Here is a 24038-nt window from a genome sequence, read left to right on the forward strand (position 1 = left end):
GCGGATCGCGTGGACCACGTTGATCGCGGGGAAACCCGGGTATGGGAAGGTGAGCGCCATGCGTGTAGCCGTTGTTGCCGGGCCGGATCCCGGGCATGCGTTTCCGGCGCTGGCGCTGTGTGAGCGGTTGCTGGACGCCGGAGACGAGCCGGTACTGTTCACCGGGCCGCGGTGGTTCGACGCGGCCCGGGACGCCGGAATCCCGGTGCGCAAGCTCAAGGGGCTGGCGCCGCGGGCGGGGGAGAACGACGGCGACGCGGGGCGGCGGATTCATGAACGCGCCGCGCACATCTCGACCGAGATCATGCCGGATCTGAGCGCGATGCTGCCCGAACTGGTGGTATCGGATGTGCTCACGGCGGGCGGCGGGATGGCGGCCGAACGGCTCGGCGTGCCGTGGGTCGAACTCTCCCCGCATCCGCTGTATCTCCCGTCGAAGGCGTTGCCGCCCATCGGAAGCGGCCTCGCGGTCGGGACGGGGCTGCGCGGGCGCGTCCGGGACAACCTGCTGCGCGGGCTGTCCGCGCGCGCTGTGCGCAACGGTCTGCGGCAGCGAGAACAGGCCCGGGCCGGCGTGGGGCTGCCCGCTACCGATCCCGGCCCGGTCCTGCGTTTGCTGGCTACCCTGCCGGCGCTGGAGGTGCCGCGACCGGACTGGCCGGACAACGCGCACGTCATCGGGCCGCTGCTGTGGGAGCCCACCGAGGCGATTCTGTCCCCGCCGCCGGGAGATGGGCCGTTGGTGATGGTCGCGCCGTCCACGGCGCACACCGGTGTCGCGGGCATGGTCGACACGGTGTTGCAAGCACTCGACGGAACCGGTGTGCGCGTAGCGATTTCGATGCTGGACACACCGCCCGCCGATCTGCCTGACTGGGCTACCGCCGGACTCGGCCGCCAGGACGACCTGCTCGCCCGGGCGGCGGTCTGCATCGGTGGCGGCGGCCACGGGCTCCTTGCCAAATCCCTGCTCGCCGGTGTCCCGATCGTCACGGTCCCCGGCGGCGGCGACCAGTGGGAGCTCGCCAATCGGGCTGTCCGCCAGGGCAGTTCGATCCTCGTCCGCCCATTGAGCGCGCCCGCGATCCGGGACGCCGTGCAGTCCATGCTCGATCATCCGCGCTACACGGCCGCCGCTGAGGCCGCCGCGATGACATCGGCGGAGGTGCAGGATCCGGTCGAGCTGTGCCACCGGGCGCGGCAGGCCCGCCTTTGAGTGGCAGATCCACGCGCTTTCCACCGGCTCGGCAGCCACTTGTCCGCTGCCTGCGGGGTGTGCGTGGAGTTGTCGTCGGTTCGGAAGGGGCTCGTCCTTCGCTCGCGGGGTGTGCGTGAAGTTGCCGCTGGCTCGGAAGGGGCTCGTCCGCTGCCCGCCGGGCGTGTGATGTTGCCGCCGGTGGACCGAGCCGCCGACCGGTGCCTGCCGGAGTTACCGCGGTAGACCAGGCGGAGTGGGGCGGCGCACCGCGCGCGAGTATCTTGAACACGGTGCGGTTGACTGAGTTCCAGGAACTGTTGCATACCGAGTTCGGGACGGCGCGCGGTGATGTTCTGCTGCGTGATCACGTGATACCCGGGCTGGGGCGGACCGGCGCGGACGCGATCGAGGCGGGGGTGGACCCGCGCGAGGTGTGGCGGGCGCTGTGCGCCGAGTTCGATGTGCCGAAAGTGCGCTGGTGACGGCGTCACGGTTCGACGAGCGGCAGGGAATGATCCCCGTGGACCGCGCGGGCTTGACGGCGCGGGTGGCGGCGGCCGCGCCGCGGGATTTCGCCGGGTTCCGGCAGACCGGGATCGAGTTGATGCTGCTCGGGCGTTTCGAGGAGGCGCTGGATCATCTGGATCGAGCGCTGGAACTGGCCGACGCCGACGCCTCCGACGGATTGGGCTCACCTGGGCAACGCCGGATCTCGGTGTGGCTGAATCTCGGCGATGTCTACCGGTATCAGGGCGATCTCGGCACCGCCGAGCGGCTGTACCGGCGGGCGGTGGAAGCCTCTCGCGAGTGCGCGCCCGCCCCGGAGCTGCTGTCGTTCGCGGTGCAGCATCTGGGCAAGGCACTGGCCGAGCAGGGACGGCTGGACGAGGCACGTGCGCTGCTCGCCGAAGCACAGCAGCTGCGCATCGCCGAGGGTGACTCCGAGCTGATCGAGTCGACTCGCGTCGCCCTGGAAACCCTGGATCAGTCGCCGATTCCGCTGCCGCCCGCCATCGCGTCGCTGCTCGGGGACGCGCCCACGTTCTCCGTCGAGCACGAAGGGCTGAGCGGCGGTGTGGCTTTCGTCAACGGCGTCTACTGGATGAAGCGCGGGCCGCGCGCAGCCGCCGAGCACGATCGGCTGATCTGGTTGCGCGGCAGGGGTATCCGGTTGCCGGAGATCGCGGCCTTCGACTCCGATGTCCTGTTGCTCGCCGATGCGGGAGTGGCCAGCCTGGCCCGTGCTGCCGTGCCCGCGACCGTCGGCGCGACCATGGGCGCGCTGCTGCGCCGACTGCACGGCATCCCGGTGCAGGAGTGCCCGTTCGACGGCCGCCTCGCGACCACGCTTGCGCAGGCGCGCCGTGCGGTGTGCGAGGGGCTGGTCGATCCGGAGGATTTCGACGCCGACAATCAGGGCAGCACACCCGAGCGGATCCTGGCCCGGCTGCACGAGCAGCGGCCCCAGGAATCGGATCTCGTTGTCACGCACGGGGATTTCACTCCGGCCAATGTGCTCGAGGGCGCGATTCTGCTCGATGTCGGTGCGCTCGGAGTGGCGGATCCCTACCGGGATCTGGCGCTGGCCGTCCGCGATCTGGGCGATGACTTCGGTCCCGAAGCGGTGGCCGCTTTCTGGACCGCTTACGGCCTGGACTCGCCGGATCAGCGCCGTCTGGACTATTACCGACTGCTCGACGAGCTCTTCTAGTTCTTTCGCGCCGAATAGTGGCGGGCCGCTTTCGTGCGGTTCCCGCAGGTCGCCATGGAGTGCCAGCGGCGGGTGCCGTTCTTGGAGGTGTCGAAGAAGAACAGCACGCAGTCCGGGTGCGCGCACTGCCGGATTCGGTCCGGCGCACGTTCGAGCAGGTGCAGCAGGTTGTCGGCAGCGAGCCAGCCGGGCAGCCAGGCGCTGTCGGCGACATCGGGGATGCCGGTCGGTCCGGCGTCGGTGAGTTGTCGGCGGATGCGGCCGTGCTCGAGGATCGCGTTGAGGGCGGCGTGGTCGGTGTGCTGTACGGAGTCGTAGACGGCACTGCGGGCGGCGAGTACCGCTTCGAGGGTGCGTTCGTCGGCGGTGGCGTCGATTCCGGCCGTGGACAGCCAGATTTCCAGACCTGCCCGGTCGATGAGCAGGTCCCGGGGTCCGTTGTCCATCCACCTGGTGTTGAGCAGGTCCAGCGCGAGCGGTTCACCGAGGTGGGGGCGTGGATCGAGCATGCCTGAGATTAGCGGGCTCCTTCTGGGTTGCGCGGTAGCGGCCATCGACTAACTATTGAAAATGATTTTACTGGTTGACGGAGTAGACGGCCAGGGTTAGGTTCTAACCGTTCAACTGAAAATAATGGTTACATCGACTCTGGAGGACCTTCCATGACCGTGCAACTCGCCACCGGCCACGTCGGGCTCAACGTCTCCGACCTGGACCGCTCCGTCGAGTTCTACCGGCGCGCACTGGGTTTCGAGCAGCTCGGGGTCAGTGCCGACGCGGAACAGCGCTGGGCCTTCCTCGGCGTCGGGGGCAAGCTGCTGGTCACGCTGTGGCAGCAGTCCGCCGGCGCGTTCTCCACCGCCACGCCCGGCCTGCACCACCTGTCGTTCCAGGTCGACAGCATCGAGCAGGTGCGGGCCATCGAAGCCGGGCTGCGCGAACTGGAGGTGAGCTTCGCGCACGACGGTGTGGTCGCGCACGGTGAGGGCGCGTCCTCCGGCGGCATCTTCTTCGCCGATCCGGACGGCATCCGGCTCGAGATCTACGCGCCGTCGGGTGCCGAAGGCGCGCCCGCCCCCAGCGGCGCCGCGCCGACCTGCGGCTTCTTCTGAACCCACGACCGGAGGTAATGCCATGTCGCCCTTCCACTCCGGCGAGCTCGCCGTACAGCGCCGCACAGGGCAGGATCGAATCGCCGAGCGGGTGGGCCGCATGATCCGCGCCGAGATTCCCGCGGTGGCGGCGGATTTCCTCGTCGCGCAGCCGATGATCGTGCTCGGTGCGGCGGACCCGCAGGGGCGGGTGTGGGCCGGCCAGCTCGCGGGCCCACCCGGCTTCGTGCGCGCAGTCGACGACGAAACCCTCTGTGTCGACGCCGAATTCGCGCCGGGGGATCCGTTGCGCGCCGCGCTGCGGGCTCCCGCCCGGATCGGCGTGATCGCCCTGGAGCCGCAGCGCCGTCGCCGCATGCGGCTCAACGGCCGATCCGCGCCCGTCGACGGCGGTCTGCGGATCGCGACCGACCAGGTGTATTCCAATTGCCCGAAGTACATCGCGCGCAGGCGAATCGAGTCCTACGATCCGTCCGCCGTGCGGTACGGCTCGCGCACCGCCGAACTCGACCCGGCGCAGCAGGCGGCGATCGCGGCCGCCGACACCTTCTTCGTCGCCTCCGCCGACGCCGCGGGCAATGTCGATGCCTCGCATCGCGGCGGCAATCCCGGCTTCGTCCAGGTGCTCTCGGCGACGCGACTGCGCTGGCCCGACTACCAGGGCAACTCGATGTTCATGACCCTGGGCAATCTGGCGGTCGACCCGCGCTGCGGGCTGCTCATCCCGGATTGGAGTACCGGGACGGTGCTGCAACTCACCGGTACCGCCGAACTGAACTGGGATTCGGGCACATTCGCCCGCGGATCGCAGTGCTCGATCGACTTCACCGTCACCGGCGTGGTCGAATCTCGCGGACCCCTGCGGTGGGGTTCGCCGGAATTGTCACCGGTCAACCCGCCGGTGGAATAGACAGGAAGGACACGCTCATGCGACCACCTCTGCCCCCGTTCGACCTGGACTCGGCGCGCGCCAAGGTGCGCGCGGCCGAAAACGCCTGGAACACCCGGGATCCCGAACGTGTCGCCGCCGCCTACACCGCGGATTCGGTGTGGCGCAATCGCGACGAGTTCTTCACCGGCCGAGACGCCATCGTCGACTTCCTGACCCGCAAATGGGCCACCGAGAACGGCTACGCGCTGCGCAAGGACCTGTGGGCCTTCGAAAGCAATCGGATCGCCGTGCGCTTCCAGTACGAATGGCACGACGAGGCCGGGCAGTGGTGGCGCAGCTACGGCAACGAGCAGTGGGAGTTCACGCCGGAGGGCCTGATGTCGCGGCGCGAGGCGAGCATCAACGACGTCCGGATCGAGGAGGCCGACCGCCGCATCTTCGGCCCCCGCCCGCCCGAGGAGGATGATGTCCCGCTGCCGCAGTGGTAGCCGTCCGGGGGCTTTGCGTGCGGGTTGCCGCGTGTCGGAAGTCGCGGGGTGTGTCGCGGGGCGCGTCGCTTGACTCGAACAGGTGTTCGTCTAATCTGTCCTTCAGAACTTGTCGGTGCCGCCCTCTAATGTGGGCGCCAACCAAGCAACGACGCACCCATTGGAAAAGGGGATCAGGACATGGCACCACAGGCGTACGACCGCGACAAGGCCCTCGAGCTGGCACTTGCCCAGGTGGAGAAGAGCTTCGGCAAGGGTGCGGTCATGCGCCTGGGCGAGGAAGCTCGCCAGCCCATCTCGGTGATCCCCACCGGCTCCATCGCGCTCGACGTGGCCCTGGGCATCGGCGGTCTGCCGCGTGGCCGCATCGTCGAGATCTACGGTCCGGAATCCTCGGGTAAGACGACGGTCGCCCTGCACGCGGTGGCCAATGCCCAGGCCGCCGGCGGCGTCGCCGCGTTCATCGACGCCGAGCACGCGCTCGATCCCGACTACGCCCGCAAGCTCGGCGTCGACACCGACGCGCTGCTGGTCTCCCAGCCGGACACCGGTGAGCAGGCGCTCGAAATCGCCGACATGCTGGTGCGTTCCGGCGCTATCGACATCATCGTCATCGACTCGGTCGCCGCCCTGGTGCCGCGCGCCGAAATCGAGGGCGAAATGGGCGACAGCCACGTCGGCCTCCAGGCCCGCCTGATGAGCCAGGCGCTCCGCAAGATGACCTCGGCGCTCAACAACTCCGGCACCACCGCCATCTTCATCAACCAGCTGCGCGAGAAGATCGGCGTCATGTTCGGTTCGCCGGAGACCACCACCGGTGGTAAAGCGCTGAAGTTCTACGCGTCGGTGCGTCTGGATGTGCGCCGTATCGAAACCCTCAAGGACGGCACCGACGCGGTCGGTAACCGCACTCGCGTCAAGGTCGTGAAGAACAAGGTCTCGCCGCCGTTCAAGCAGGCCGAATTCGACATCCTCTACGGCTTCGGCATTTCCAAGGAGGGCTCGCTCATCGATATGGGTGTCGAGCACGGGTTCATTCGCAAGTCCGGCTCCTGGTACACCTACGAGGGCGACCAGCTCGGCCAGGGTAAGGAGAACGCCCGCAAGTTCCTGCTGGAGAACACCGACATCCGCGACGAGGTCGAGAAGAAGATCAAGGAGAAGCTCGGTATCGGCGCCGATCTCACGGCCGAAGCCGACGCTCCCGCGGACTTCTGAGCCGGGCGCCGAGTATGGGCACAGCAGCGTCAGGCCCGCAGGGGCCGAAGCGCGATCGGTCGGCCGATCCCGTCGCGGAGATGCGGCGGCGGCTGGCCCAGCTCGGTGTCGAAACCCCGTCGAGTGCACGGGAACCCGAACCAGTCCGGTCGGCCGCAGGTGGTAGCGCCGCGCCGGACTCCGCGGGGACCCGGTCGAGCGATCCCGATCCGCAGCGGGCGCGCTCGACCGGGTTCACGCCCCCGGCCCGACCGGCGCGTACACGCCGGTCGCGCGCTTCGGATACCCCTTTCGGGGATACCGAATCGAAGCGCGCACGCCGGACCAGGAATAATCACAGCGCGGATCCGGTGGCGGCCGGATCCGATGGGAGCGGTTCCGCCGCGGACGCCGATTCCGGTCGGCCCCGCAAAGACCGCACCCCGCAGGGCGGGACGGTCGAGCAGGCAAAAGAGGCGTGTCTTCGCCTGCTCGCCGTCCGCGCTCGCAGTCGTGCCGAACTGGTGCAGCGGCTGGCGGCCAAGGGCTACACCCCGGAGATCAGCGATCAGGCACTGGATCGTCTCGCCGAGGTCGGCCTGATCGATGACGCCGCCTTCGCCGAACAGTGGGTGCATTCCCGCCACACCTTCTCCGGCAAAGGCAAACACGCCCTCGCCCAAGAACTTCGCCGCAAGGGCGTCGCTCACTCGGACGCCGCCGCGGCCCTGGACGCCATCACCACCGACGACGAATCGGTCCGCGCCACCGAACTCGTCCGCCGCAAACTCCGCACCCTCCCGGCGACACTGGATCACGACAAACGCCTGCGCCGCCTGACGGCCATGCTCGCCCGCCGGGGTTACCCCCAGTCTCTCGCCTTCACCATTGTCAAAGCCGAACTGGCCGCCAACGACGAATAATGCCCGTCGACGGTAGTCGAATCGGGGTCTTTCAAGATCGGATGCCCTGATAACTCTTCCGTGGACGACGGGCTATGCGGGGGTATCGAGCCAGCGGGCGGCGGCGTCGTAGGTGTTGGACGGGGTGGTGTTGAAGGCGATGGCGGCGGCCGGTGCGTGGCGGCGGATGAGGTTGATGGTCTGCTCGAAGAGGGGGAGTAGGTCCGCGTCGGTGCGGAGGCCACCGCCGACAATGACGCACTCCCAAGGATGACTGCGCAGGGCGCTGGTCAACAGCGCGGGGATGTCGTCGCTGCCGTCGAGACCGAACAGGCAGGTGTGGACGCCGACACCGTTTTCCGCGAATCGGTCGAGCCCCGCCGCGATGGCGTCGGCTACCGGGGCCGGATCCCAGGGGCCGGGCACCCGCTGCGGGTCGAGGCCGATCACCAGGACTCGGAGTGCCGGAGACGTTCCCATGCGCTGGACCTTACGTCGCACGCACTCCGAGCGCTATGGACGCTCGGGCGCGCCCGGCCGCATCCGGTTGGGTCCGACAGCTGCGCCCGGTTGGGTCCGACAATCGCACCCGCTCACGTCCGAGGCGGATGGCGCGTTCGACCGGGCGCGGTCCGGTCCGTTGCGGGCGTCGGTGGTCCCGGGCTGTCCCGGACTGTCCCGGGGGTTCGGCCGCCGAGAAATTTCGGCGGTGTGCGAACCCTTTCGGCATCGGGCACCCTCTAATGGTCGTGACTGTTCGAAATGCGAGACCTGACTGGGCCGGGGCACGGCTGGTGGCCGCGGCGCAACGCGGGGACCCCGAGGCGATCGCCGCCGTCGTGCACGGGGCGCACCCGCATGTGCGGCGCTTCGCCTTCCATCTGTGCGCCTCCTCCGACGATGCCGAGGACGCCGCGCAGGAAGCCCTGATCATCCTGTACCGCAAGATCGGAACGCTGCGCGCCACCGGCGCGATCGCCTCGTGGATGTTCCGGATCGTGCGCAACGAATGCCTGCGCCGGGCCCGAGCCGTCCTCGACCCGCCGGAGTTCGATCCGGTCGACCTGGTCGCCTCCGCCGAGGAGGAAGCACTGCGCCGCCTGGACGCCGACCAGCTCACCCAGGCGATCGTCGACCTGCCCGCGGTACAGCGCCGGGTGCTGATCATGCGCGATGTGCTCGGCTACTCCGGCCGCTCCACCGCCGACGCGCTCGGCCTGAGCGTCGCGGCCATGAAATCGCAGCTGCATCGCGCTCGCACCGCGGTCCGCACCAGCCTCCCCACTTCCTGAAAGAAGAACAATGCTCACCTCCGGAACCCGCCTGCCCCGCATCGAACTCGAAGACACCGCCGGTCGCCCCTGGGAGCGCGCCGGTAGCGTCCTGCTCTATTTCATGCGCTCGACCTCCTGCCCGCTGTGCAACCGGCACGTGCGCGATCTCGTCGCCCGGCGCGACCACTTCGCCGGTAGCGGGATAGATATCGCCGTCGTGGTACCCGAAGACCGTGCCACCGCGGTCGCCTGGAAGGCCGAGCGCGGCATACCGTTCCCGGTCCTGGTCGGCCCCGCCGGCAGCCCGCACGAGTCGATCGGGTTGACCCGCAAGATGTTCGGTTCGATGCAGCAGTCGGGCACCGTTCTGGTCGGGCCGGATGGTGTGGTCCGGCACGCGCACGGCGCGACCCTGCCCGCCGCGGCATACGACCGGAAAGGGATCGACGCCGCTGTCGAAGCGCTGGTCGACGCGGCCTGATCTGCGAAAACGGCGGTGCGCCAACGGTTTCGGTAGCGTGGCGAACGACAGCGGGCGGGGCACGGCGAAGTGAGGGCGGCATGGGCGAGATCGGATTCGACGAACCGGTCAAGAGTGTGGACAGCGACTTCTATGCGGATCCGCACCGGTACTACGAACGCTGGCGTCAGGACGGGCCGGTGCACCGTGTGCGGCTCGCGAGCGGTGTCGCGTCCTGGGTGATCATCGGGTACGCGGAGGGCCGGGCGGCGCTGGCGGATCCACGGCTGCGTAAGAACGTCACGGACATGTACGAGCTGTTCCGGCGCAAGGATGCCGAGATACTCACCAACGAGTCGTCGCAGGCGCTCAACTCGCACATGCTCAACAGCGACCCGCCCGATCACACCCGGTTGCGCAAACTCGTCACCAAGGCGTTCACGCCACGCCGGGTGGCGGCGCTGCGTCCGCGCATCGAGGCGATCACCGCCGCGCTGCTCGACGAGATGGCCGAGCACGACGAGGTCGACCTGCTACAGGCGTTCGCGAATCCGCTGCCGGTCACGGTGATCTGCGAACTGCTCGGTGTGCCGTTCGAGGATCGCACCGACTTCCAAGCCTGGACCAGGGTGCTGGTCGGCGCGGTCGACACGCTCGAGGACCGCGCCGCGGCCACCCTGGCCATGGCGAAGTACCTGACCGAGCTGATCGCGGCCAAACGCGGTGCGCCCGAGGAGGATCTGCTGTCGGGGCTGATACAGCCCGCCGACGACGGTGACCGCCTCGAAGAGCAGGAGCTGGTCGCGATGTCGTTCCTGCTGCTGGTCGCCGGCCACGAGACGACGGTCAACCTGCTCGCCAACGGTATCTACCACCTGCTGCGCGACCGCGCCCAGTGGGACGCCCTGCGCGCCGACCCCTCGGGTATCCCGGCGGCCGTCGAGGAGTTCCTGCGTCACGAGGGCCCGGTGGGCTGGTCCACCATCCGGTTCACCGCCGAGCCGGTCCAGATCGGCGAGATCACCATTCCCGCAGGCGAATTGGTATACGTGGCGCTGTCGGCCGCCAACCGCGACCCGGCCCGCTTCGCCACCCCCGACACGCTCGACGTCACCGCCAATGCCTCCGGCCACCTGGCCTTCGGCCACGGCATCCACTTCTGCGTCGGCGCCCCACTGGCCCGCATGGAAGCCGAGATCGCCTTCTCCGCCCTACTGACCCGTTTCCCCACCCTCGATTTCGCGGACCCGGCCTACACCCCGGACTGGCAGCACAGCATCCTGTTCCGCGGCCTGGCCGACCTCCCGGTCCGCCCGAACCCCTGAAAACCGTTCAGCCCCTGCCGGATTCGGCAGGGGCTGAAGGGCGGATCGATCAGTTCTTGCCGATATCCACTGTGCTGATATCCACGCCCGGTGCGGCTTCGGTGAGAACCGAATCCGCGGCGACAACCGCCGTTCCCTTCTTCGACCGGGTCCGCAGCCGGGTCTCGAGCTTCGTGGCCAGTAGCGTCAGCATGCTGTTGAAGAAGATCATGATCACACCCACCACCAGCAGTGCCGGAATAGTGTTCTGGAGCGCTGCGCCCATCTGGAAGCCGGAGCGCACCAGTTCGGTGTAGAGGATCAGGTAGCCCAGCGCCGTATCCTTCAGCGCCACCACCATCTGCGATACCAGGGCGGGCAGCATGGCGGTGATCGCCTGAGGTAGCAGCACCAGCCGCATCAGTTGGTTCTTGCGCATACCCAGCGCGACGGCGGCCTCGGACTGTCCCCTGGGCAGCGACCGGATGCCCGCGCGCACGATCTCGGCGATGACCGACCCGTTGTAGATGACAAGCGCCGACACCACTGCGGCCAGCGTGCGCTGATCGGAGTCGAACACCTTGTATTCGGAGAAGACCGCGTACAAGAAGATCATCAGGATCAGCACCGGAATGGAGCGCGCCACCTCTACGATCGTGCCCGCGAAGCCCCGCATCACACGGTGGTCGGAGAGCCGCAGGATGCCGAAGATCATACCGACGATCAGGGCGAGCACGATGGCCAGCGCCGCGGCGACGAGGGTGCCGCGGACACCGGGAAGCAGATACGTCTCCCAGACTTCGGCGTCGGTGAAAGGCTTCCACTTGGCAGCGGTGAACTGACCTTTCTCCTGGAACTTGAGGAACACCCAGATTGCCGCCGCGAGCACGGCTGCGACCACGACGACCGAATAGACGAGGTACCGGACCTGCGCCTTCGGGCCGGGCGCGTCGAACAGGACGGAAGCGCGCTTGGTCATCGGGCCACCTCGAATCGCTTGGCGAGCCAGCCGAACAGCAGGCCCATCGGCAGGGTCAGCACCACGAAGCCGAGTGCGAAGATAGCGCCGATGGCGATCAGTGCGGCCTCGATCTCCAGCATTTCGTACATGAGCAGCGCGGCTTCGGAGACGCCGATCACCGCGGCGACCGTGGAGTTCTTCGTCAAAGCGATGAGCACGCTGCCCAGCGGAGCAATGACGGAGCGGAAAGCCTGTGGTAGCACAATGAATCGCAGGTTCTGGCCGAAAGTCAGGCCGAGCGAGCGGCCCGCCTCGGACTGGCCGAGGGAGACGGTGTTGATGCCTGAGCGCAGCGATTCACAAACGAAGGCACCGGTGTAGATCGCCAAGCCGATGATGGCCCACCGGTAGTTGATGTCGGTGATGACATCGGTGCCCAGTGTCCAGCCGAGCGTGGAATACAGGCCCAGCGAACAGAACACGAGAATCAGCGTCAGCGGAGTATTGCGGAAAACAGTGACGTAGGCGGTTCCGACCGCGCGCGCGATCGGCACGGGGGACACGCGCATGGCGGCGACGATGGTGCCCAGGACCAGCGCGCCGACCCCGGCGAAGAAGGTCAGCTTGATGGTCACCCAGAAGGCTTCCAGGATCTTGGTGTCGTACCGCGAGATCAGGTCGAACACGTGGGCGCGGCCCTCCGATCGGATGTGGATTTGCTAATCGGTTGGAACTGGACGCGGGTGGTTCGAGGATCGCCCGAACCACCCGCGGGGGAGAACTCAGTAACGGTTGACCGTCGGCTTCGAAGCGGCCTGGAAGCCGGAGGCACCGACCGTCGAGGCCAGGGCCTTGTCCCAGGAACCGTCGGCGATCATGGCTTCGATGGCGTCGTTGACCTTGTCGCGAAGTTCCTTGTCGCCCTTCTTCAATCCGATGCCGTAGTTCTCGGTGGTGAAGCTCTTACCGACGACCTTCAGCTTGCCCGGCGACTGGGCGGCGAAACCGGCGAGGATGATGTCATCGGTGGTCAGTGCGTCGACCGAACCGTTGAGCAGCGCCTCGACACACAGCGAGTAGGTGTCGAACTCCTGCAGCTGAACGTCCTTGGCGTACTTCTCCTTGACGTTCTGCGCCGGAGTGGAACCCTTCACCGAGCACAGCTTCTTGTTGCCGGTCAGCGACTCCGGGCCGGTGATGTCGGTGTTCTCGGACTTCACCAGCAGGGACTGTCCGGCGACGTAGTACGGGCCCGCGAAGTCGACCTTGTCCTTGCGCTTGTCGGTGATCGAGTAGGTGGCGACGATGAAGTCGACCTGGCCGTTCTCGATCAGCGACTCACGCTGCGGGGTCGGCGACTCCTTGAAGGTGATGCTTTCCGGCTTCACACCGAGCTTGCCCGCCACGTACTTGGCGACCTCGACGTCGAAGCCCGAGAACGAGCCGTCCTTGTTGCGCAGGCCGAGGCCGGGCTGGTCGTACTTGATGCCGACGGTCAGCTTGCCGTCCTTGGCGTTGTCCAGAGCGGACTTCTCGTCGCTGCCGCCGCAGGCGGAGGCGGCCAGCGCCAGGGCGAGCGCCCCGACACCGAAACGAAGTGCACGGGTGATCCTCATCGGGTTCCTAACTCTCTTTGTTTTCGAGATGGGTCAGTGGCTCAAGATCTTGCCGAGGAAATCCTTGGCGCGCTCGGATTTCGGGGCAGTGAAGAAGACATCCGGCGTGGCGTCCTCGACCACTTCGCCGTCGGCCATGAACAGCACCCGGTTGCCGGCGCGGCGCGCGAAGCCCATCTCGTGGGTGACGACCAGCATGGTCATCCCCTCCTTGGCCAGCGACACCATCACATCGAGCACCTCGTTGACCATTTCCGGGTCCAGCGCCGAGGTGGGCTCGTCGAACAGCATCACCTTGGGGTTCATGGCCAGCGCGCGGGCGATCGCCACACGCTGCTGCTGACCGCCCGAGAGCTGGGCGGGGTACTTGTCGGCCTGGTTGGCGATGCCGACCCGCTCCAGCAGTTCCATGGCGCGGGTGCGGGCCGCGTCCTTCTTGATCTTGCGCACCTTGATCGGCGCGAGCATGACGTTCTCGAGAATGGTCTTGTGCGCGAACAGGTTGAACGACTGGAACACCATGCCGACGTCCGCGCGCAGGGCCGCCAGCGCCTTGCCTTCGGCGGGCAGCGGTACGCCGTCGATGGCGATGGCGCCGGAGTCGATCGGTTCGAGGCGGTTGATGGTGCGGCACAGTGTCGACTTGCCCGAGCCGGAGGGCCCGAGCACGATCACGACCTGTCCCTTGGGTACCTCGAGGTTGATGTCCTTGAGGACGTGCAGGTCACCGAAGTGCTTGTCCACCGCCTTCATGGAGATCATCGGCGGGCCGCTGGCGGCCCCCGGCTCCGTGGGCGAGGCGTCCTTGGTCAGCGTCGGCGGCGCGGAGGTGGTAGCGCCATCGTCCCCGTTTGAAGCGTCCCCGTTTGTGTCGGGCGCGGCAGCGGCGTCGGTCATGGTCCAAGACCTTAAGGGGAAAACGTTCTTTTGCCCCGATTTCAGCGACATGCCGTGAAAACACGCCGGTCCGTCACACAGATGTAACAACCCGACCTGCGAGTTTCGGTGAGTCAGCCGCCATGCAGCCACTGTTCTTTGAGCAGCCAGTGGTTGGCCCACCATGCGCGGATGAGCTCCGGGTCGGCGTTCCACGGGGGTGGTGGTGATTCGCCGGGGAAGAGCCAGTTGCCGTCGGGCGCGCCGACCGTCGTGCGAGGTGGGGGAGCGTCGGGGGTGGGTTCGGGTTCGGTTGGTTCCGGTGTCTGCGACGGGGTTCGGGGCGGATCGGAATCCGGTGGTTCAGCAGGTCGTTCCGCGCCGGAATCCGGCAGATCAGCGGGTGACTGCTGGCCGGTGCCAGGTTGGGGTGTGGGGGGTTGCTGGCCGGGGTTCGGGTGAGGTGTCGGGAGCTGCTGGTCAGGGCCGGGCTGGGGTGTGGGGAGTTGCTGGCCCGGGTTCGGGTGAGGTGTCGGGAATTGCTGGCCAGGGCCCGGCTGGGGTGCGGGGAGTTCCTGGTCGGCGCGCGGCAGGTTTGCGGGTGGCTGCGGCACCGAGTCCGGGACTCGCGCCTCGGGCGCCCGACCGGACGTCGCTGTGGTCGGCGGCACGGGCACTGTGGTGAGTGCGCTCGTGGTATCGGGGGACGACTCGTCCCGCAGCGCGCTCAGTGCCAAGGCTCCGGTACCCAGCACCGTCGTGGCAACCGCCGCGGCCAGGAGCCGGCGCGCTCGCCGCGGATCGGGCGGCGCCGCCGGCGCCAGTCGCCGAAGCTGTTCGGCGGCAACCAATGCCGCGCCCCGGGACGCTGCGTCCGCGTGATAGGGGATCAGCGTGATCGACGACGCGAGGCCGCGGCGCAGCGCGGTGGTCAGGCCGGGATCGCCCGCGCCGGCACCGCACAGCACCACGGCGTCGGGCGGGGTGGCGACCGCGTGCAACACCGGCAGGATCGCCGCGGCGGCGTCGGAGTCGACCGAACCGAACGCCCACGAGTCGGCCGAGAGGGTGTCGCGATCGGGCCCGAGGCAGACGTAGGAGGTGTGTCCGTCGAGCACCTCCAGGACCAGCACCGTGCCGAACGCGTGGAAACCGGCTTCGGCGCGGGTCAGCGCCGCCAGCGCGGTCCGATCCGATACCAGCGAGGCCGTCGCCCACGTACTCGTGGCCAGCTGGGTGAGGATCGAGCGGCGCTCGTTCACGGATCGATAGACGATCGCGACATCGGCGAGCCGGACGCCGGGTTCGGCGGCGAACTCGTCGAGCACGCCGATGATCACCGGTCCGGCCGGATCACCCGGCCGGCGCGTACGGGTGGCTCGCGACACGATAGCCGGAGGTTCACCACGCAGGACCACCCCGCGCACCACGGTCCGTTCGACAGATATCCCGACTGTGGCCATACCGAACACCTCTGCTCGCGAACAACTCTCATCGATGGTTCGGCACGAGTGCCTCCGCCGACGGCACAACGGCCCGATTTCTCAGAAAAATGTGCCGTGCCGCCGCGGTGGCCTGGCGGCAAGTCCGGTTTGCATACCCCCGTACCCTGGATGGGTGGATTCGAACGTAGACACGCGCAGTTACGAGGTCCGCACCTTCGGTTGCCAGATGAACGTGCACGATTCCGAGCGCTTGTCCGGCCTGCTCGAGGATGCGGGCTATGTGAAGGCCGCGCCCGGCGCGACGGCCGACCTCGTCGTCTTCAATACCTGCGCGGTCCGGGAGAACGCCGACAACAAGCTCTACGGCACGCTGGGTCACCTCGCGCCGATCAAGGCCGGTCGGCCCGGCATGCAGATCGCCGTCGGCGGCTGCCTGGCCCAGAAGGACCGCGACACCGTGGTGCGCAAGGCGCCGTGGGTGGACGTGGTGTTCGGCACCCACAACATCGGATCGCTGCCGGTGCTGCTGGAACGCGCCCGGCACAACGAGCAGGCCCAGGTCGAGATCCTGGAATCGCTGGAGGCGTTCCCGTCCACGCTGCCGGCCAAGCGCGAATCCGCGTACGCGGGCTGGGTGTCGATCTCGGTGGGCTGCAACAACACCTGCACGTTCTGCATCGTCCCGTCGCTGCGCGGCAAAGAGGTGGATCGACGTCCCGGCGATGTGCTGGCCGAGGTGCAGGCGCTGGTCGACCAGGGGGTCCTCGAGGTCACGCTGCTCGGTCAGAACGTGAATTCCTACGGCGTGAATTTCGTCGACGAGTCCGAGCCGCGCGACCGGTCGGCGTTCGCGAAGCTGCTGCGCGCCTGCGGCGCCATCGACGGATTGGAGCGGGTGCGCTTCACCTCGCCGCATCCGGCCGAGTTCACCGACGACGTCATCGAGGCCATGGCCGAGACCCCCAATATCTGCCCGCAACTGCACATGCCGTTGCAGTCCGGCTCGGATCGGGTGCTCAAGGCGATGCGGCGCTCCTACCGCAAGTCGAAGTTCCTCGGGATCATCGAGAAGGTGCGTGCCGCCATGCCGCACGCCGCCATCACCACCGACATCATCGTCGGTTTCCCCGGTGAGACCGAGGAGGACTTCCAGGAGACCCTGGATGTGGTCCGGCAGGCCCGTTTCACCAGCGCGTTCACCTTCCAGTACTCCATCCGGCCCGGCACCCCGGCCGCCGACATGCCCGACCAGCTGCCGAAAGCCGTTGTGCAGGAACGCTACGACCGGCTGATCGCGGTGCAGGAGGAGGTGTCGCTGGCCGCGAACCAGGCCCTGATCGGCACCGAGGTGGAACTGCTCGTCGCCGAGGGCGCGGGCAAGAAGAACGCCGCCACCGCGCGGATGAGCGGTCGCGCCCGCGACGGCCGCCTGGTCCACTTCCGGCCCGACGGCAGTGCCATCCGCCCCGGCGACCTCGTCACCGTCGACATCACCGCCGCCGCCCCCCACCACTTGATCGCGGATTCGGCGATCAAGTCGCATCGCCGTACCCGCGCGGGTGATGCCCACGAGCGGGGCATCACGCCCAAGACCGACCCGATCGGCGTCGGCCTCGGCCTGCCCCGTATCGGCGTGCCGGCGCCGGAGCCGGTCGCGGTGTCGGGGTGCGCGACAGGTTGCGGTAGCTGATCGCGGGTGCCTGTTTCCGGGCTGGTGGTAGCTGATCACGCTCGCGAGTGGTATCACCGGGAACATGGGCAGCGAATCCGAGGATCGGGACGACGCTACTACCGGACGTAGTGGGGCGGGCGATCCGGCCGGCGGCGGGGATGGCACAGTGGACCCGCCAGGTGCCGCCGATTCAGCCGAAGGAGACGAGGGTTCTGTGAGCTCGGTCGAGAACAGCAAGGATTTCGAGCAGTTCCGCGCGGAACTCGACGCCGTCGAACGGCGCATCGCCGGTGAGATCGATCCGGGTATGCGCGCGATGGTGGTGGCCGGCGCGGTCTTCGTGCTGTTGCTGTCACTGGTGCTGCCGCACACGGGTGCGGCACGCGGTTTCGACGTGCTGCTCGGCACCGAGGTCACCCGGCTGGAGCACATCGGCCTGCCCTCGCGTGTCTTCGTCTGGTTCGCGGTGGTGTTCGGTGTCGGCTTCTCACTGCTGGCCCTGATGACGCGCCGCTGGGTGCTGGCCTGGCTGGCGGTGGCCGGCTCGGCCATCGGCTGCGCGTTCGGTGTCTTCGCCATCTGGCATCGTCAGACGCCGGGCGTCGGCAATATCACCGGCTCGGGTCCCGGGATCGGCCTCATCGTCGGCACCCTCGCCATCATGGTGCTCACCTTCCACTGGATCCGCGTCGTCTGGAGCCGCACCGTGCTGCAACTGGAGGCCGAGGAGCAGCGCCGTATCGCGGCGGCCGAATCCGAAGCCCGCGACCGTCGGCGGCTCACGGGCGAGTAGGGCCGCTGCGTCGCCCTCTCGGCCGGGGCGCGGTGCGGATTGCCGGGACGTGCGGCGGGTGCTCGCCGATGTCTGCTCGGGGAGTGCTCATCCGAGCCGGGCGAGAATTCGTGTGCTGTAGGCGGAGCCGCGGCGGGCGGCGTGGCGGCGGGCGAGGTAGGCGCCGAGGCCGGCGCCCGTCATATTCATCAGTACGTCGTCGATCGAGGTGTAGCGGCCCAGATCCAGTGCGTACTGAGCGATTTCGAGCGATGCCGACAGGACGGCGCCGAGCAGCGTGATCCCGAGGACGCTCGCGCAGCGCGGAAACCGCAGGGGCAGCAGGAAACCCAGTGGCAGGAACAGGATCAGGTTCGCGGCCACCTGGATGACGGTGTTGGCCGACGCCTCGGCGATCGTTTCGAACAGGTCCCGCAGCGGCACCAGGATGAGTTGTCGTTCGCCCTCGGCGGGCGTGAGGATCATCCACACCCAAGGCAGGGTCCCGCCGAGCATTCCGGCCTCCGCGACCGTGTGCCGGAACGCCACCGTCGGGTCCTGCCCCCACCGCACCCGCCACCGGAACACCAGCACGGCGCAGCCCGCCAATACCGGCATCGCCAGCCCCCACACGGTGAGCACGTCGCCCCACGAATTCCATACTTGCCGCACCACATTCACGCTATCGGCCCGGACCTCGATCGCGTTGCGCGCCGACAACACACACCCGGACTCTCCACAATTCCCGCACAAACGCAGACCTGCGGCCGATGACCGCACAGCGGTGCGCGTGGTTGTGCGGGTGGTGTCGCGGGTTGCCTTGGGGAGAGTGGCCTATCCGTCAGCGGTTGCTGACCGCGCCTTCCGCGGCTTCGGCCCATTCCCGCCACTGCTTGGCCTGTTCCAGGGCCTTCTGTGCGTCGCGCTTGTTGCCGGCGGCCTCGGCCTTGGCGGCCTGCTCCTCGAATTGGGCGACCCGTTCCCGGAATTGGGCGGCGCGGGCCATCGCTTCGGGATCGCTGCGACGCCACTGGGCGTCGGCGGCCTCGCGCACCCGCTTCTCGATGGCGCGGAGTTTGCCTTCGAGTTCCTGGATGCGCTCGCGTGGGACCTTGCCGAGCGCGTCCCACTTGTCCTGGAGTTCACGCAGGGCGGCGCGGGCGGCGTCCAGGCCGTTGGCCGGGTCGATGTGCTCGTAGGCGCGCAGCAACTCCTCCTTGGCGGCGGCATTGTGCTCGAACTCGGCGTCGCGTTCGGAGACCGCGGCATTGCGCGCCGCGAAGAAGACGTCCTGGGCGCTCTTGAACCGGCGCCACAGCGCTTCATCGGCTTCGCGCGGGGCTCGACCGGCGGCTTTCCATTCGGTCAGCAGGTCGCGGAAGACGGCGGCGGTACCGCTCCAGTCGGTGGAGCCGGACAGCTCCTCGGCGCGCACGCACAGCTCGTCCTTGCGGGATTTGGCGGCGGCGCGCTCCCGGTCCAGCTCGGCGAAGTGGGCGCCACGGCGCCGGTTGAACGCCTCGCGGGCCTTGGAGTACCGCTTCCACAGCGCGTCGTCGACCTTGCGGTCGACACCGCGGATGGACTTCCACTCGTCGAGGATCTCGCGCAGCCGATCACCCGCGGCCTTCCACTGGGTGGAGTCGGCGGCGATCTGCTCGGCCTCCAGGCACAGCTGTTCCTTGCGCTCGGTGTGCTCGTGCTTGGCCCGCTCCTTCTCTTCCTTGGCGTGCGCGGCCGCCTCTTCGGAGTGCTCCGCGATCGCCTGCAAGCGCCGGGCCAGCCCGTCCACATCGCCGATGACGGCGGCGGTCGGCAGCGACTCGGCCAGGGCCACGGCGGCGGCCTTGGTCTTGCGGGCATCCGCGCCCGCGGCCAGCCGGGCCTCCAGCAACGCCACCTCGGTGGCCAGATCATCGAAGCGGCGGCCGAAATGCGCCAGCCCCTCGGCGGCGTCACCGGCCTGCCAGGAGCCCACGACGCGTTCGCCCGCAGCGGTTTTCACCCAGGCGGTGCCGTCGTCGTCGACCCGTCCCCAAGCACTGGGATCTGTGACGGTAGGCACGACGACGGGATGCGGATGCGGCTGAGCCGGGCCGGGAGCGGGTTTGGTCGCATGCGGTTTGGGGTGGGCGCCGCCGGGCTTGGGTGCGCCGGACGGGCGCGGGCCGGGGGTGGGAGCAGCCGAGCCCCCGGGGGTGGCGGCCGCGGGAGCTTGCGGAGCCGGCGGGGTGGGGGAACTCGGCTGCGTGGCCTTCGCGGTTCCGTTGCTGTCGCTCATTGCTCTCCGTCCTTTGCCGCGCGCCACGGCTGCCTGGTTACGCCTTAGCTCATTCCATTGAACCCGGTCCGAGCTCTTCGAGACCATCGATCCACGCTTCTCCTCCGGTGGATTCCGGTGGATAGCAACCCGTGATGACCTGGGTTGTAGCACCTCGAGACTATCAATCCCCGGCCGGTAACGGCGCAGAGACACTCGAGGTCGCTGCGCGAGCGGGCCCGGGCCGTCGCCACGGTGGTGCACAGGGGCGTTGACGGCAGCGGCTACCGTTTACCGCGTGTTCTCCCTAGCGGCCCTGGTCCCGTCGCCGCCGATCCTGGTTCCCGAGCTCGGTGGCGCGGTGGCGCGCACCGATTCGGACCCGGCCGCGCCGTTGCGCGCGGCCGCCCTGAAGGCGGTGCGCACCCTGGACGCGGCGGGCGAGTGGCTCGTCGTCGCGGTCGGTGACCACGAGCCCGGGGTGGACAGGTCGAGCGGGGTCGGTACGTTCCGCGGCTACGGTGCCGACGTCCGGGTGGCGATGTCGGACGGGCCGCTGCTGGGCGTGCCCGAGAGTGTCCCGGACCCGGCGTGGCCGTTGCCGGCGCTGGTTGCCGGGTGGCTGCGGGCCCAGGTCGCGCACGAGGCGAACGTGCGGGTGATGTTCGTGGACCCGGAGTCCTCGGTCGAGGAGTGTGTGAGTTTCGGCCGCGCCGTTCGCGCCGATCTGGACGGCACGCGTCCGGCCACCGGCGTGCTGGTGATTGCCGACGGCGCGGCGACCCTGACCACCAAATCGCCCGGCTACCTGAACCCGCGGGCAGTCGCCGTGCAGGCCGAACTCGACGCGGCTCTGGCCGCCGGTGACGTGCCCGCGTTGCGGGCGCTGGATCCCGAGCTGTGCGCGCAGGTCGCGATCGCGGGCCGCGCGGCCTATCAGGTATTGGCCGGACTCTTCGCCGACGACCGGCCGATCGCTGAAACCCTGTACCAGGACGCGCCTTTCGGCGTCGGCTACCACGTCGGCACCTGGCGGCCGGACGGTGCGCGGTGAAACCCGTCGCGGTGGTCGGCCCCACGGCGACCGGCAAATCGGATCTCGGCCTGGAGCTGGCGCAGCGGCTGGGCGGCGAGATCGTCAATATCGATGCCATGCAGCTCTACCGCGGCATGGATATCGGCACCGCGAAACTACCGGTGGCACAGCGTCGCGGTATCGCGCACCACCAGCTCGACGTCCTCGATGTGACCGAATACGCGACGGTCGCCGCCTACCAGAGCGCCGCCATCGCGGACGTGGAGGCGATCACGGCGCGCGGGCACGTCCCCGTGATCGTCGGCGGTTCGATGATGTATGTCCAAGCGCTGCTCGATAATTGGGAGTTCCCGGCGACCGATCCGACCGTGCGGGGGCGCTGGGAGGCTTTTCTCGGCGAACACGGTGTGGCCGCGGTGCACGCGGAGCTGACCCGCGTCGATCCGGCGGCGGCGGCCACCATTCTGCCGTCCGACGGGCGGCGCATGGTGCGCGCGCTGGAGGTGGTGGAGCTGACCGGCCGCCCGTTCGCGGCATCCGCACCCACCATCGGCGAACCGCGCTGGGGCACAACGATTATCGGCGTGGACCGGGAGACCGCGGAACTCGATGCGCGAATCGAATCGCGGACCGAGCTGATGTTCGAGACCGGTCTGGTCGAGGAGGTCCGCGGGCTGATCGACCAGGGCCTGCGCGACGGTGTCACGGCTCGTCGCGCCATCGGCTACGCCCAGGTCCTGGCCTATCTGGACGGCGAATCGGATCTGGACCACGCCAAGGAGCGCACCCTGATCGGCACCCGCCGCTACGTCCGTCGCCAGCGCTCCTGGTTCCGGCGCGACCCCCGGGTGCGCTGGGTCGACGGCGCCGACCCGGATCTGCTCGCGACCGCGCTCACCATCCTGGCGGAGGACCTGCGCGGCGCCGCGACGGATGGTTCGGCGCGATGAGCCGGACCTCGAGGTGCCGTGGTGGTGTTCGAAGCGACCGCGATTCGACAGTTTTCGGCCCGACGGAACGGACAGCGCAGTGAACCAGCACTCTCGGCACCGACCGGACGGCAAACGGGTGAGCACCCGCAATGCGTCGGTCCAGGTCTGGCAGGCGTATCTGACCAATCGTGCCACCCGCAACCGCGACTCCCGCTTCCTGGTGCAGGGGGTGCGCCCGATCACCCAGGCGATCGCCGCCGGCTGGCCGCTGGAGACGCTGCTGTATCGCCTCGGCGGCGCCGAATTGTCGAGCTGGGCAAGGGAACTGCTGGACACGGCGCCGGTGCCGTGCGTCGGCCTGGTCCCCGAGCTCATGGCCGAACTCGGCGAGAAGTCCACGGGGACACCGGAAGTCGTCGCGGTAGCGATGTCGCGGCAGCAGAGCCTGGAGACCTTCGAACCGGGTGAACCCGGCGAGACTCCGCCCGTGGTCGTCGTTTTCGACCGCCCCAACTCGCCCGGCAATCTCGGTACCCTCATCCGGTCGGCCGACGCCTTCGGCGCCAGTGGCGTCATCGTCACCGGCCACGGCGCCGACCAGTACGACCCACAGGCCGTGCGCGCCTCCACCGGGTCGCTGTTCGGCCTGCCGGTACTGCGCGCCGCCGGCGCCGCCGAGGTCCTGGCCTTCCGGGATCGCCAGATCCAGCGCGGCATACCGACCCGCATCGTCGGCACCGACGAACGCGGCACGCACGCCATCTTCGACCAGGATTTCGCCGAGGCCACCATCCTGGTGGTCGGCAACGAGACCAGCGGCATGAGCCAGGCCTGGCTGGGGGCGTGCGACGATCTGGTGTCCATTCCGATGGGGGGTACCGCGAGTTCGCTGGGCGCGCCGTCCGCGGGCGCGGTCGCCCTCTACGAAATATCCCGGCAGCGCCGGACGTTTGCCCGATGAGTAGCGAGGAGACGAGGAACGTGGCCGACATCGAGTTCAGCAAGGGACACGGCACCCAGAACGATTTCGTGGTGTTGCCCGACCCCGATGTGCGCCTCGAGCTGACCGTCGATCGGGTGTCGGCCCTCTGCGATCGCCAGCGCGGCATCGGCGCGGACGGTGTGCTGCGGGTGGCGCGGGCCGGTGCGCTGCGTGCTGCCGGTGTACTCGACACGATTCCCGACGGGATCGCCGCCGAGGACTGGTTCATGGACTACCGCAACGCCGACGGATCGATCGCCGAGATGTGCGGCAACGGTGTCCGGGTGTTCGCCCACTATCTGGCCGCCAAGGGGCTGGAGACCCGCACCGAGTACGTGGTCGGCAGCCGCGGCGGGCCGCGTCCGGTCACCGTGCACGCCGCCGACGCGGTGCACGGCGAGGTCACCGTGGCCATGGGCCCGGTCCGCGAGCTCGGCCCCGCCACCGCCACCGTCGCGGGCGGTGCGTACTCCGGGATCGGGATCGATGTCGGCAACCCGCACCTGGCCTGCGTCGATTCGAATCTGACCGCCGACGCGCTGGCGAAACTCGATCTCAGCGTCTCCCCGGGGTTCGACCCGGAGTTGTTCCCGCGCGGGGTCAATGTCGAAATCCTGACGGCGATCGGTTCGGACTGCGCCGTCGACATGCGCGTCTACGAGCGCGGTGTCGGCGAAACCCGTTCGTGCGGAACCGGAACCGTCGCCGCGGCCGCGGCGGCCTTGGCATACCGGGGTTTCCGGATTCAGCAGGACACCGGCGAGGTGATCGTCCGGGTGCCCGGTGGTCAGGTCACGGTCGCGTTGACCAGCGGCTCGGCGACGCTGCGCGGTCCGTCGGAGCTGGTGGCGACGGGCGTGATCGCGGCGGACTGGTGGGACGCGCTCTGACCGGCGGGGGTTAACGAATCGCCGTCGCCCGGCGACGAACCAGGGGGGCGGCGACCTC

Annotated in this window: 26 protein-coding genes; 17 read left to right on the forward strand and 9 right to left on the reverse strand. The window is 68.7% G+C overall.

Going from position 1 to position 24038, the window contains the following annotated elements; genetic code table 11:
* Positions 1–58: 58 nt before the first annotated feature.
* From ACFVMC_RS21445 to ACFVMC_RS21455, 3 genes are all read left to right on the forward strand, one after another.
* The gene (locus ACFVMC_RS21445) at positions 59–1216 is read left to right on the forward strand and encodes a glycosyltransferase (protein WP_379212754.1); all 1158 of its coding nucleotides are present in this window, start codon (positions 59–61) and stop codon (positions 1214–1216) included.
* Positions 1217–1488: 272 nt separating this feature from the next.
* Positions 1489–1680, forward strand: a complete 192-nt coding sequence (locus tag ACFVMC_RS21450) for a DUF3046 domain-containing protein (protein ID WP_379212756.1) — start codon at positions 1489–1491, stop codon at positions 1678–1680.
* Positions 1677–2909 carry a phosphotransferase gene (locus ACFVMC_RS21455; RefSeq protein WP_379212758.1) on the forward strand — a complete coding sequence of 411 codons (1233 nt, stop codon included), beginning with the start codon at positions 1677–1679 and terminating at the stop codon, positions 2907–2909. The genes ACFVMC_RS21450 and ACFVMC_RS21455 overlap by 4 nt, the downstream gene beginning before the upstream one ends.
* Here the strand turns inward: ACFVMC_RS21455 and ACFVMC_RS21460 are convergent.
* On the reverse strand, positions 2906–3418 hold the full coding sequence (locus ACFVMC_RS21460) for a CGNR zinc finger domain-containing protein (RefSeq protein ID WP_379212759.1): 513 nt from the start codon (positions 3416–3418) through the stop codon (positions 2906–2908). The genes ACFVMC_RS21455 and ACFVMC_RS21460 overlap by 4 nt on opposite strands.
* Positions 3419–3571: 153 nt before the next feature.
* Between ACFVMC_RS21460 and ACFVMC_RS21465 the strand changes: the two genes are divergently transcribed.
* The 5 genes from ACFVMC_RS21465 (at position 3572) to recX (ending at position 7521) form a co-directional block, all read left to right on the forward strand.
* Positions 3572–4021, forward strand: coding sequence for a VOC family protein (locus ACFVMC_RS21465; protein WP_379212761.1), 450 nt, complete (start codon positions 3572–3574; stop codon positions 4019–4021).
* Between the two features lie 22 nt (positions 4022–4043).
* A complete protein-coding gene (locus ACFVMC_RS21470; RefSeq protein ID WP_379212763.1) occupies positions 4044–4931 on the forward strand; it encodes a pyridoxamine 5'-phosphate oxidase family protein in 888 nt (295 codons plus the stop codon).
* A 17-nt stretch (positions 4932–4948) separates the two neighbouring features.
* The gene (locus tag ACFVMC_RS21475) at positions 4949–5401 is read left to right on the forward strand and encodes a nuclear transport factor 2 family protein (protein ID WP_379212765.1); all 453 of its coding nucleotides are present in this window, start codon (positions 4949–4951) and stop codon (positions 5399–5401) included.
* A gap of 180 nt (positions 5402–5581) precedes the next feature.
* The gene (gene recA / locus ACFVMC_RS21480; RefSeq protein WP_379212766.1) at positions 5582–6619 is read left to right on the forward strand and encodes a recombinase RecA; all 1038 of its coding nucleotides are present in this window, start codon (positions 5582–5584) and stop codon (positions 6617–6619) included.
* A 350-nt stretch (positions 6620–6969) separates the two neighbouring features.
* The gene (recX, locus tag ACFVMC_RS21485) at positions 6970–7521 is read left to right on the forward strand and encodes a recombination regulator RecX (RefSeq protein ID WP_379212768.1); all 552 of its coding nucleotides are present in this window, start codon (positions 6970–6972) and stop codon (positions 7519–7521) included.
* Positions 7522–7593: 72 nt separating this feature from the next.
* Here recX and ACFVMC_RS21490 read toward each other — a convergent pair whose 3' ends face one another.
* Positions 7594–7980, reverse strand: coding sequence for a hypothetical protein (locus ACFVMC_RS21490; RefSeq protein ID WP_379212769.1), 387 nt, complete (start codon positions 7978–7980; stop codon positions 7594–7596).
* 269 nt (positions 7981–8249) lie between these two features.
* Here ACFVMC_RS21490 and ACFVMC_RS21495 point away from each other — a divergent pair, with 269 nt between their 5' ends.
* The 3 genes from ACFVMC_RS21495 (at position 8250) to ACFVMC_RS21505 (ending at position 10559) form a co-directional block, all read left to right on the forward strand.
* Entirely contained in the window at positions 8250–8792 is a 543-nt protein-coding gene (locus tag ACFVMC_RS21495) for an RNA polymerase sigma factor (protein WP_379212771.1), read from the forward strand.
* Positions 8793–8802: 10 nt separating this feature from the next.
* On the forward strand, positions 8803–9255 hold the full coding sequence (locus ACFVMC_RS21500; protein WP_379212773.1) for a peroxiredoxin family protein: 453 nt from the start codon (positions 8803–8805) through the stop codon (positions 9253–9255).
* 80 nt (positions 9256–9335) lie between these two features.
* Positions 9336–10559 carry a cytochrome P450 gene (locus ACFVMC_RS21505; RefSeq protein WP_379212774.1) on the forward strand — a complete coding sequence of 408 codons (1224 nt, stop codon included), beginning with the start codon at positions 9336–9338 and terminating at the stop codon, positions 10557–10559.
* Between the two features lie 49 nt (positions 10560–10608).
* Here the strand turns inward: ACFVMC_RS21505 and ACFVMC_RS21510 are convergent, their stop codons facing one another.
* From ACFVMC_RS21510 to ACFVMC_RS21530, 5 genes are all read right to left on the reverse strand, one after another.
* A complete protein-coding gene (locus tag ACFVMC_RS21510; RefSeq protein WP_379212776.1) occupies positions 10609–11517 on the reverse strand; it encodes an amino acid ABC transporter permease in 909 nt (302 codons plus the stop codon).
* Positions 11514–12185, reverse strand: a complete 672-nt coding sequence (locus tag ACFVMC_RS21515) for an amino acid ABC transporter permease (protein WP_379212778.1) — start codon at positions 12183–12185, stop codon at positions 11514–11516. Before ACFVMC_RS21515 ends, ACFVMC_RS21510 begins: the two co-directional genes overlap by 4 nt.
* A 96-nt stretch (positions 12186–12281) precedes the next feature.
* Complete coding sequence (locus ACFVMC_RS21520; RefSeq protein WP_379212780.1) at positions 12282–13115, reverse strand: glutamate ABC transporter substrate-binding protein; 834 nt, start codon at positions 13113–13115, stop codon at positions 12282–12284.
* Between the two features lie 33 nt (positions 13116–13148).
* A complete protein-coding gene (locus tag ACFVMC_RS21525; protein WP_379213253.1) occupies positions 13149–13877 on the reverse strand; it encodes an amino acid ABC transporter ATP-binding protein in 729 nt (242 codons plus the stop codon).
* Between the two features lie 248 nt (positions 13878–14125).
* Positions 14126–15454 (reverse strand): hypothetical protein, encoded by a 1329-nt coding sequence (locus ACFVMC_RS21530; RefSeq protein ID WP_379212782.1) that lies wholly within the window; start codon positions 15452–15454, stop codon positions 14126–14128.
* Between the two features lie 34 nt (positions 15455–15488).
* Between ACFVMC_RS21530 and miaB the strand changes: the two genes are divergently transcribed.
* On the forward strand, positions 15489–17126 hold the full coding sequence (gene miaB / locus ACFVMC_RS21535; RefSeq protein ID WP_379212784.1) for a tRNA (N6-isopentenyl adenosine(37)-C2)-methylthiotransferase MiaB: 1638 nt from the start codon (positions 15489–15491) through the stop codon (positions 17124–17126).
* Between the two features lie 196 nt (positions 17127–17322).
* A complete protein-coding gene (locus ACFVMC_RS21540) occupies positions 17323–17901 on the forward strand; it encodes a hypothetical protein (RefSeq protein ID WP_379212786.1) in 579 nt (192 codons plus the stop codon).
* Positions 17902–17988: 87 nt separating this feature from the next.
* Here the strand turns inward: ACFVMC_RS21540 and ACFVMC_RS21545 are convergent, their stop codons facing one another.
* Together ACFVMC_RS21545 and ACFVMC_RS21550 are read right to left on the reverse strand one after the other, a co-directional pair.
* On the reverse strand, positions 17989–18552 hold the full coding sequence (locus ACFVMC_RS21545) for a VanZ family protein (protein ID WP_379212788.1): 564 nt from the start codon (positions 18550–18552) through the stop codon (positions 17989–17991).
* A gap of 169 nt (positions 18553–18721) precedes the next feature.
* Positions 18722–20161, reverse strand: coding sequence for a DUF349 domain-containing protein (locus tag ACFVMC_RS21550; RefSeq protein ID WP_379212790.1), 1440 nt, complete (start codon positions 20159–20161; stop codon positions 18722–18724).
* Between the two features lie 277 nt (positions 20162–20438).
* Here ACFVMC_RS21550 and ACFVMC_RS21555 point away from each other — a divergent pair, with 277 nt between their 5' ends.
* From ACFVMC_RS21555 to dapF, 4 genes are all read left to right on the forward strand, one after another.
* Positions 20439–21194, forward strand: coding sequence for a hypothetical protein (locus ACFVMC_RS21555; RefSeq protein WP_379212792.1), 756 nt, complete (start codon positions 20439–20441; stop codon positions 21192–21194).
* Positions 21191–22126: a tRNA (adenosine(37)-N6)-dimethylallyltransferase MiaA gene (miaA, locus tag ACFVMC_RS21560; protein ID WP_379212794.1), complete on the forward strand. Its 936-nt coding sequence runs from the start codon at positions 21191–21193 to the stop codon at positions 22124–22126. Before ACFVMC_RS21555 ends, miaA begins: the two co-directional genes overlap by 4 nt.
* Positions 22127–22205: 79 nt before the next feature.
* Positions 22206–23069 carry a TrmH family RNA methyltransferase gene (locus ACFVMC_RS21565; RefSeq protein ID WP_379212796.1) on the forward strand — a complete coding sequence of 288 codons (864 nt, stop codon included), beginning with the start codon at positions 22206–22208 and terminating at the stop codon, positions 23067–23069.
* 29 nt (positions 23070–23098) lie between these two features.
* Positions 23099–23980, forward strand: coding sequence for a diaminopimelate epimerase (dapF, locus tag ACFVMC_RS21570; RefSeq protein ID WP_379213255.1), 882 nt, complete (start codon positions 23099–23101; stop codon positions 23978–23980).
* Positions 23981–24038: the final 58 nt, after the last annotated feature.

It is taken from the genome of Nocardia sp. NPDC127579 (assembly GCF_042672005.1).
GTDB lineage: Bacteria > Actinomycetota > Actinomycetes > Mycobacteriales > Mycobacteriaceae > Nocardia.

What these genes read in the sequence shown, in the direction of transcription:
- ACFVMC_RS21445 (WP_379212754.1), top strand. Translation starts at nt 59, where the DNA reads ATGCGTGTAGCCGTTGTTGCCGGGCCGGATCCCGGGCATGCGTTTCCG.
- ACFVMC_RS21460 (WP_379212759.1), bottom strand. Translation starts at nt 3,418, where the DNA reads ATGCTCGATCCACGCCCCCACCTCGGTGAACCGCTCGCGCTGGACCTG.
- ACFVMC_RS21465 (WP_379212761.1), top strand. Translation starts at nt 3,572, where the DNA reads ATGACCGTGCAACTCGCCACCGGCCACGTCGGGCTCAACGTCTCCGAC.
- ACFVMC_RS21470 (WP_379212763.1), top strand. Translation starts at nt 4,044, where the DNA reads ATGTCGCCCTTCCACTCCGGCGAGCTCGCCGTACAGCGCCGCACAGGG.
- ACFVMC_RS21475 (WP_379212765.1), top strand. Translation starts at nt 4,949, where the DNA reads ATGCGACCACCTCTGCCCCCGTTCGACCTGGACTCGGCGCGCGCCAAG.
- recA (WP_379212766.1), top strand. Translation starts at nt 5,582, where the DNA reads ATGGCACCACAGGCGTACGACCGCGACAAGGCCCTCGAGCTGGCACTT.
- ACFVMC_RS21490 (WP_379212769.1), bottom strand. Translation starts at nt 7,980, where the DNA reads ATGGGAACGTCTCCGGCACTCCGAGTCCTGGTGATCGGCCTCGACCCG.
- ACFVMC_RS21500 (WP_379212773.1), top strand. Translation starts at nt 8,803, where the DNA reads ATGCTCACCTCCGGAACCCGCCTGCCCCGCATCGAACTCGAAGACACC.
- ACFVMC_RS21505 (WP_379212774.1), top strand. Translation starts at nt 9,336, where the DNA reads ATGGGCGAGATCGGATTCGACGAACCGGTCAAGAGTGTGGACAGCGAC.
- ACFVMC_RS21510 (WP_379212776.1), bottom strand. Translation starts at nt 11,517, where the DNA reads ATGACCAAGCGCGCTTCCGTCCTGTTCGACGCGCCCGGCCCGAAGGCG.
- ACFVMC_RS21520 (WP_379212780.1), bottom strand. Translation starts at nt 13,115, where the DNA reads ATGAGGATCACCCGTGCACTTCGTTTCGGTGTCGGGGCGCTCGCCCTG.
- ACFVMC_RS21525 (WP_379213253.1), bottom strand. Translation starts at nt 13,877, where the DNA reads ATGATCTCCATGAAGGCGGTGGACAAGCACTTCGGTGACCTGCACGTC.
- ACFVMC_RS21530 (WP_379212782.1), bottom strand. Translation starts at nt 15,454, where the DNA reads ATGGCCACAGTCGGGATATCTGTCGAACGGACCGTGGTGCGCGGGGTG.
- miaB (WP_379212784.1), top strand. Translation starts at nt 15,489, where the DNA reads ATGGTTCGGCACGAGTGCCTCCGCCGACGGCACAACGGCCCGATTTCT.
- ACFVMC_RS21550 (WP_379212790.1), bottom strand. Translation starts at nt 20,161, where the DNA reads ATGAGCGACAGCAACGGAACCGCGAAGGCCACGCAGCCGAGTTCCCCC.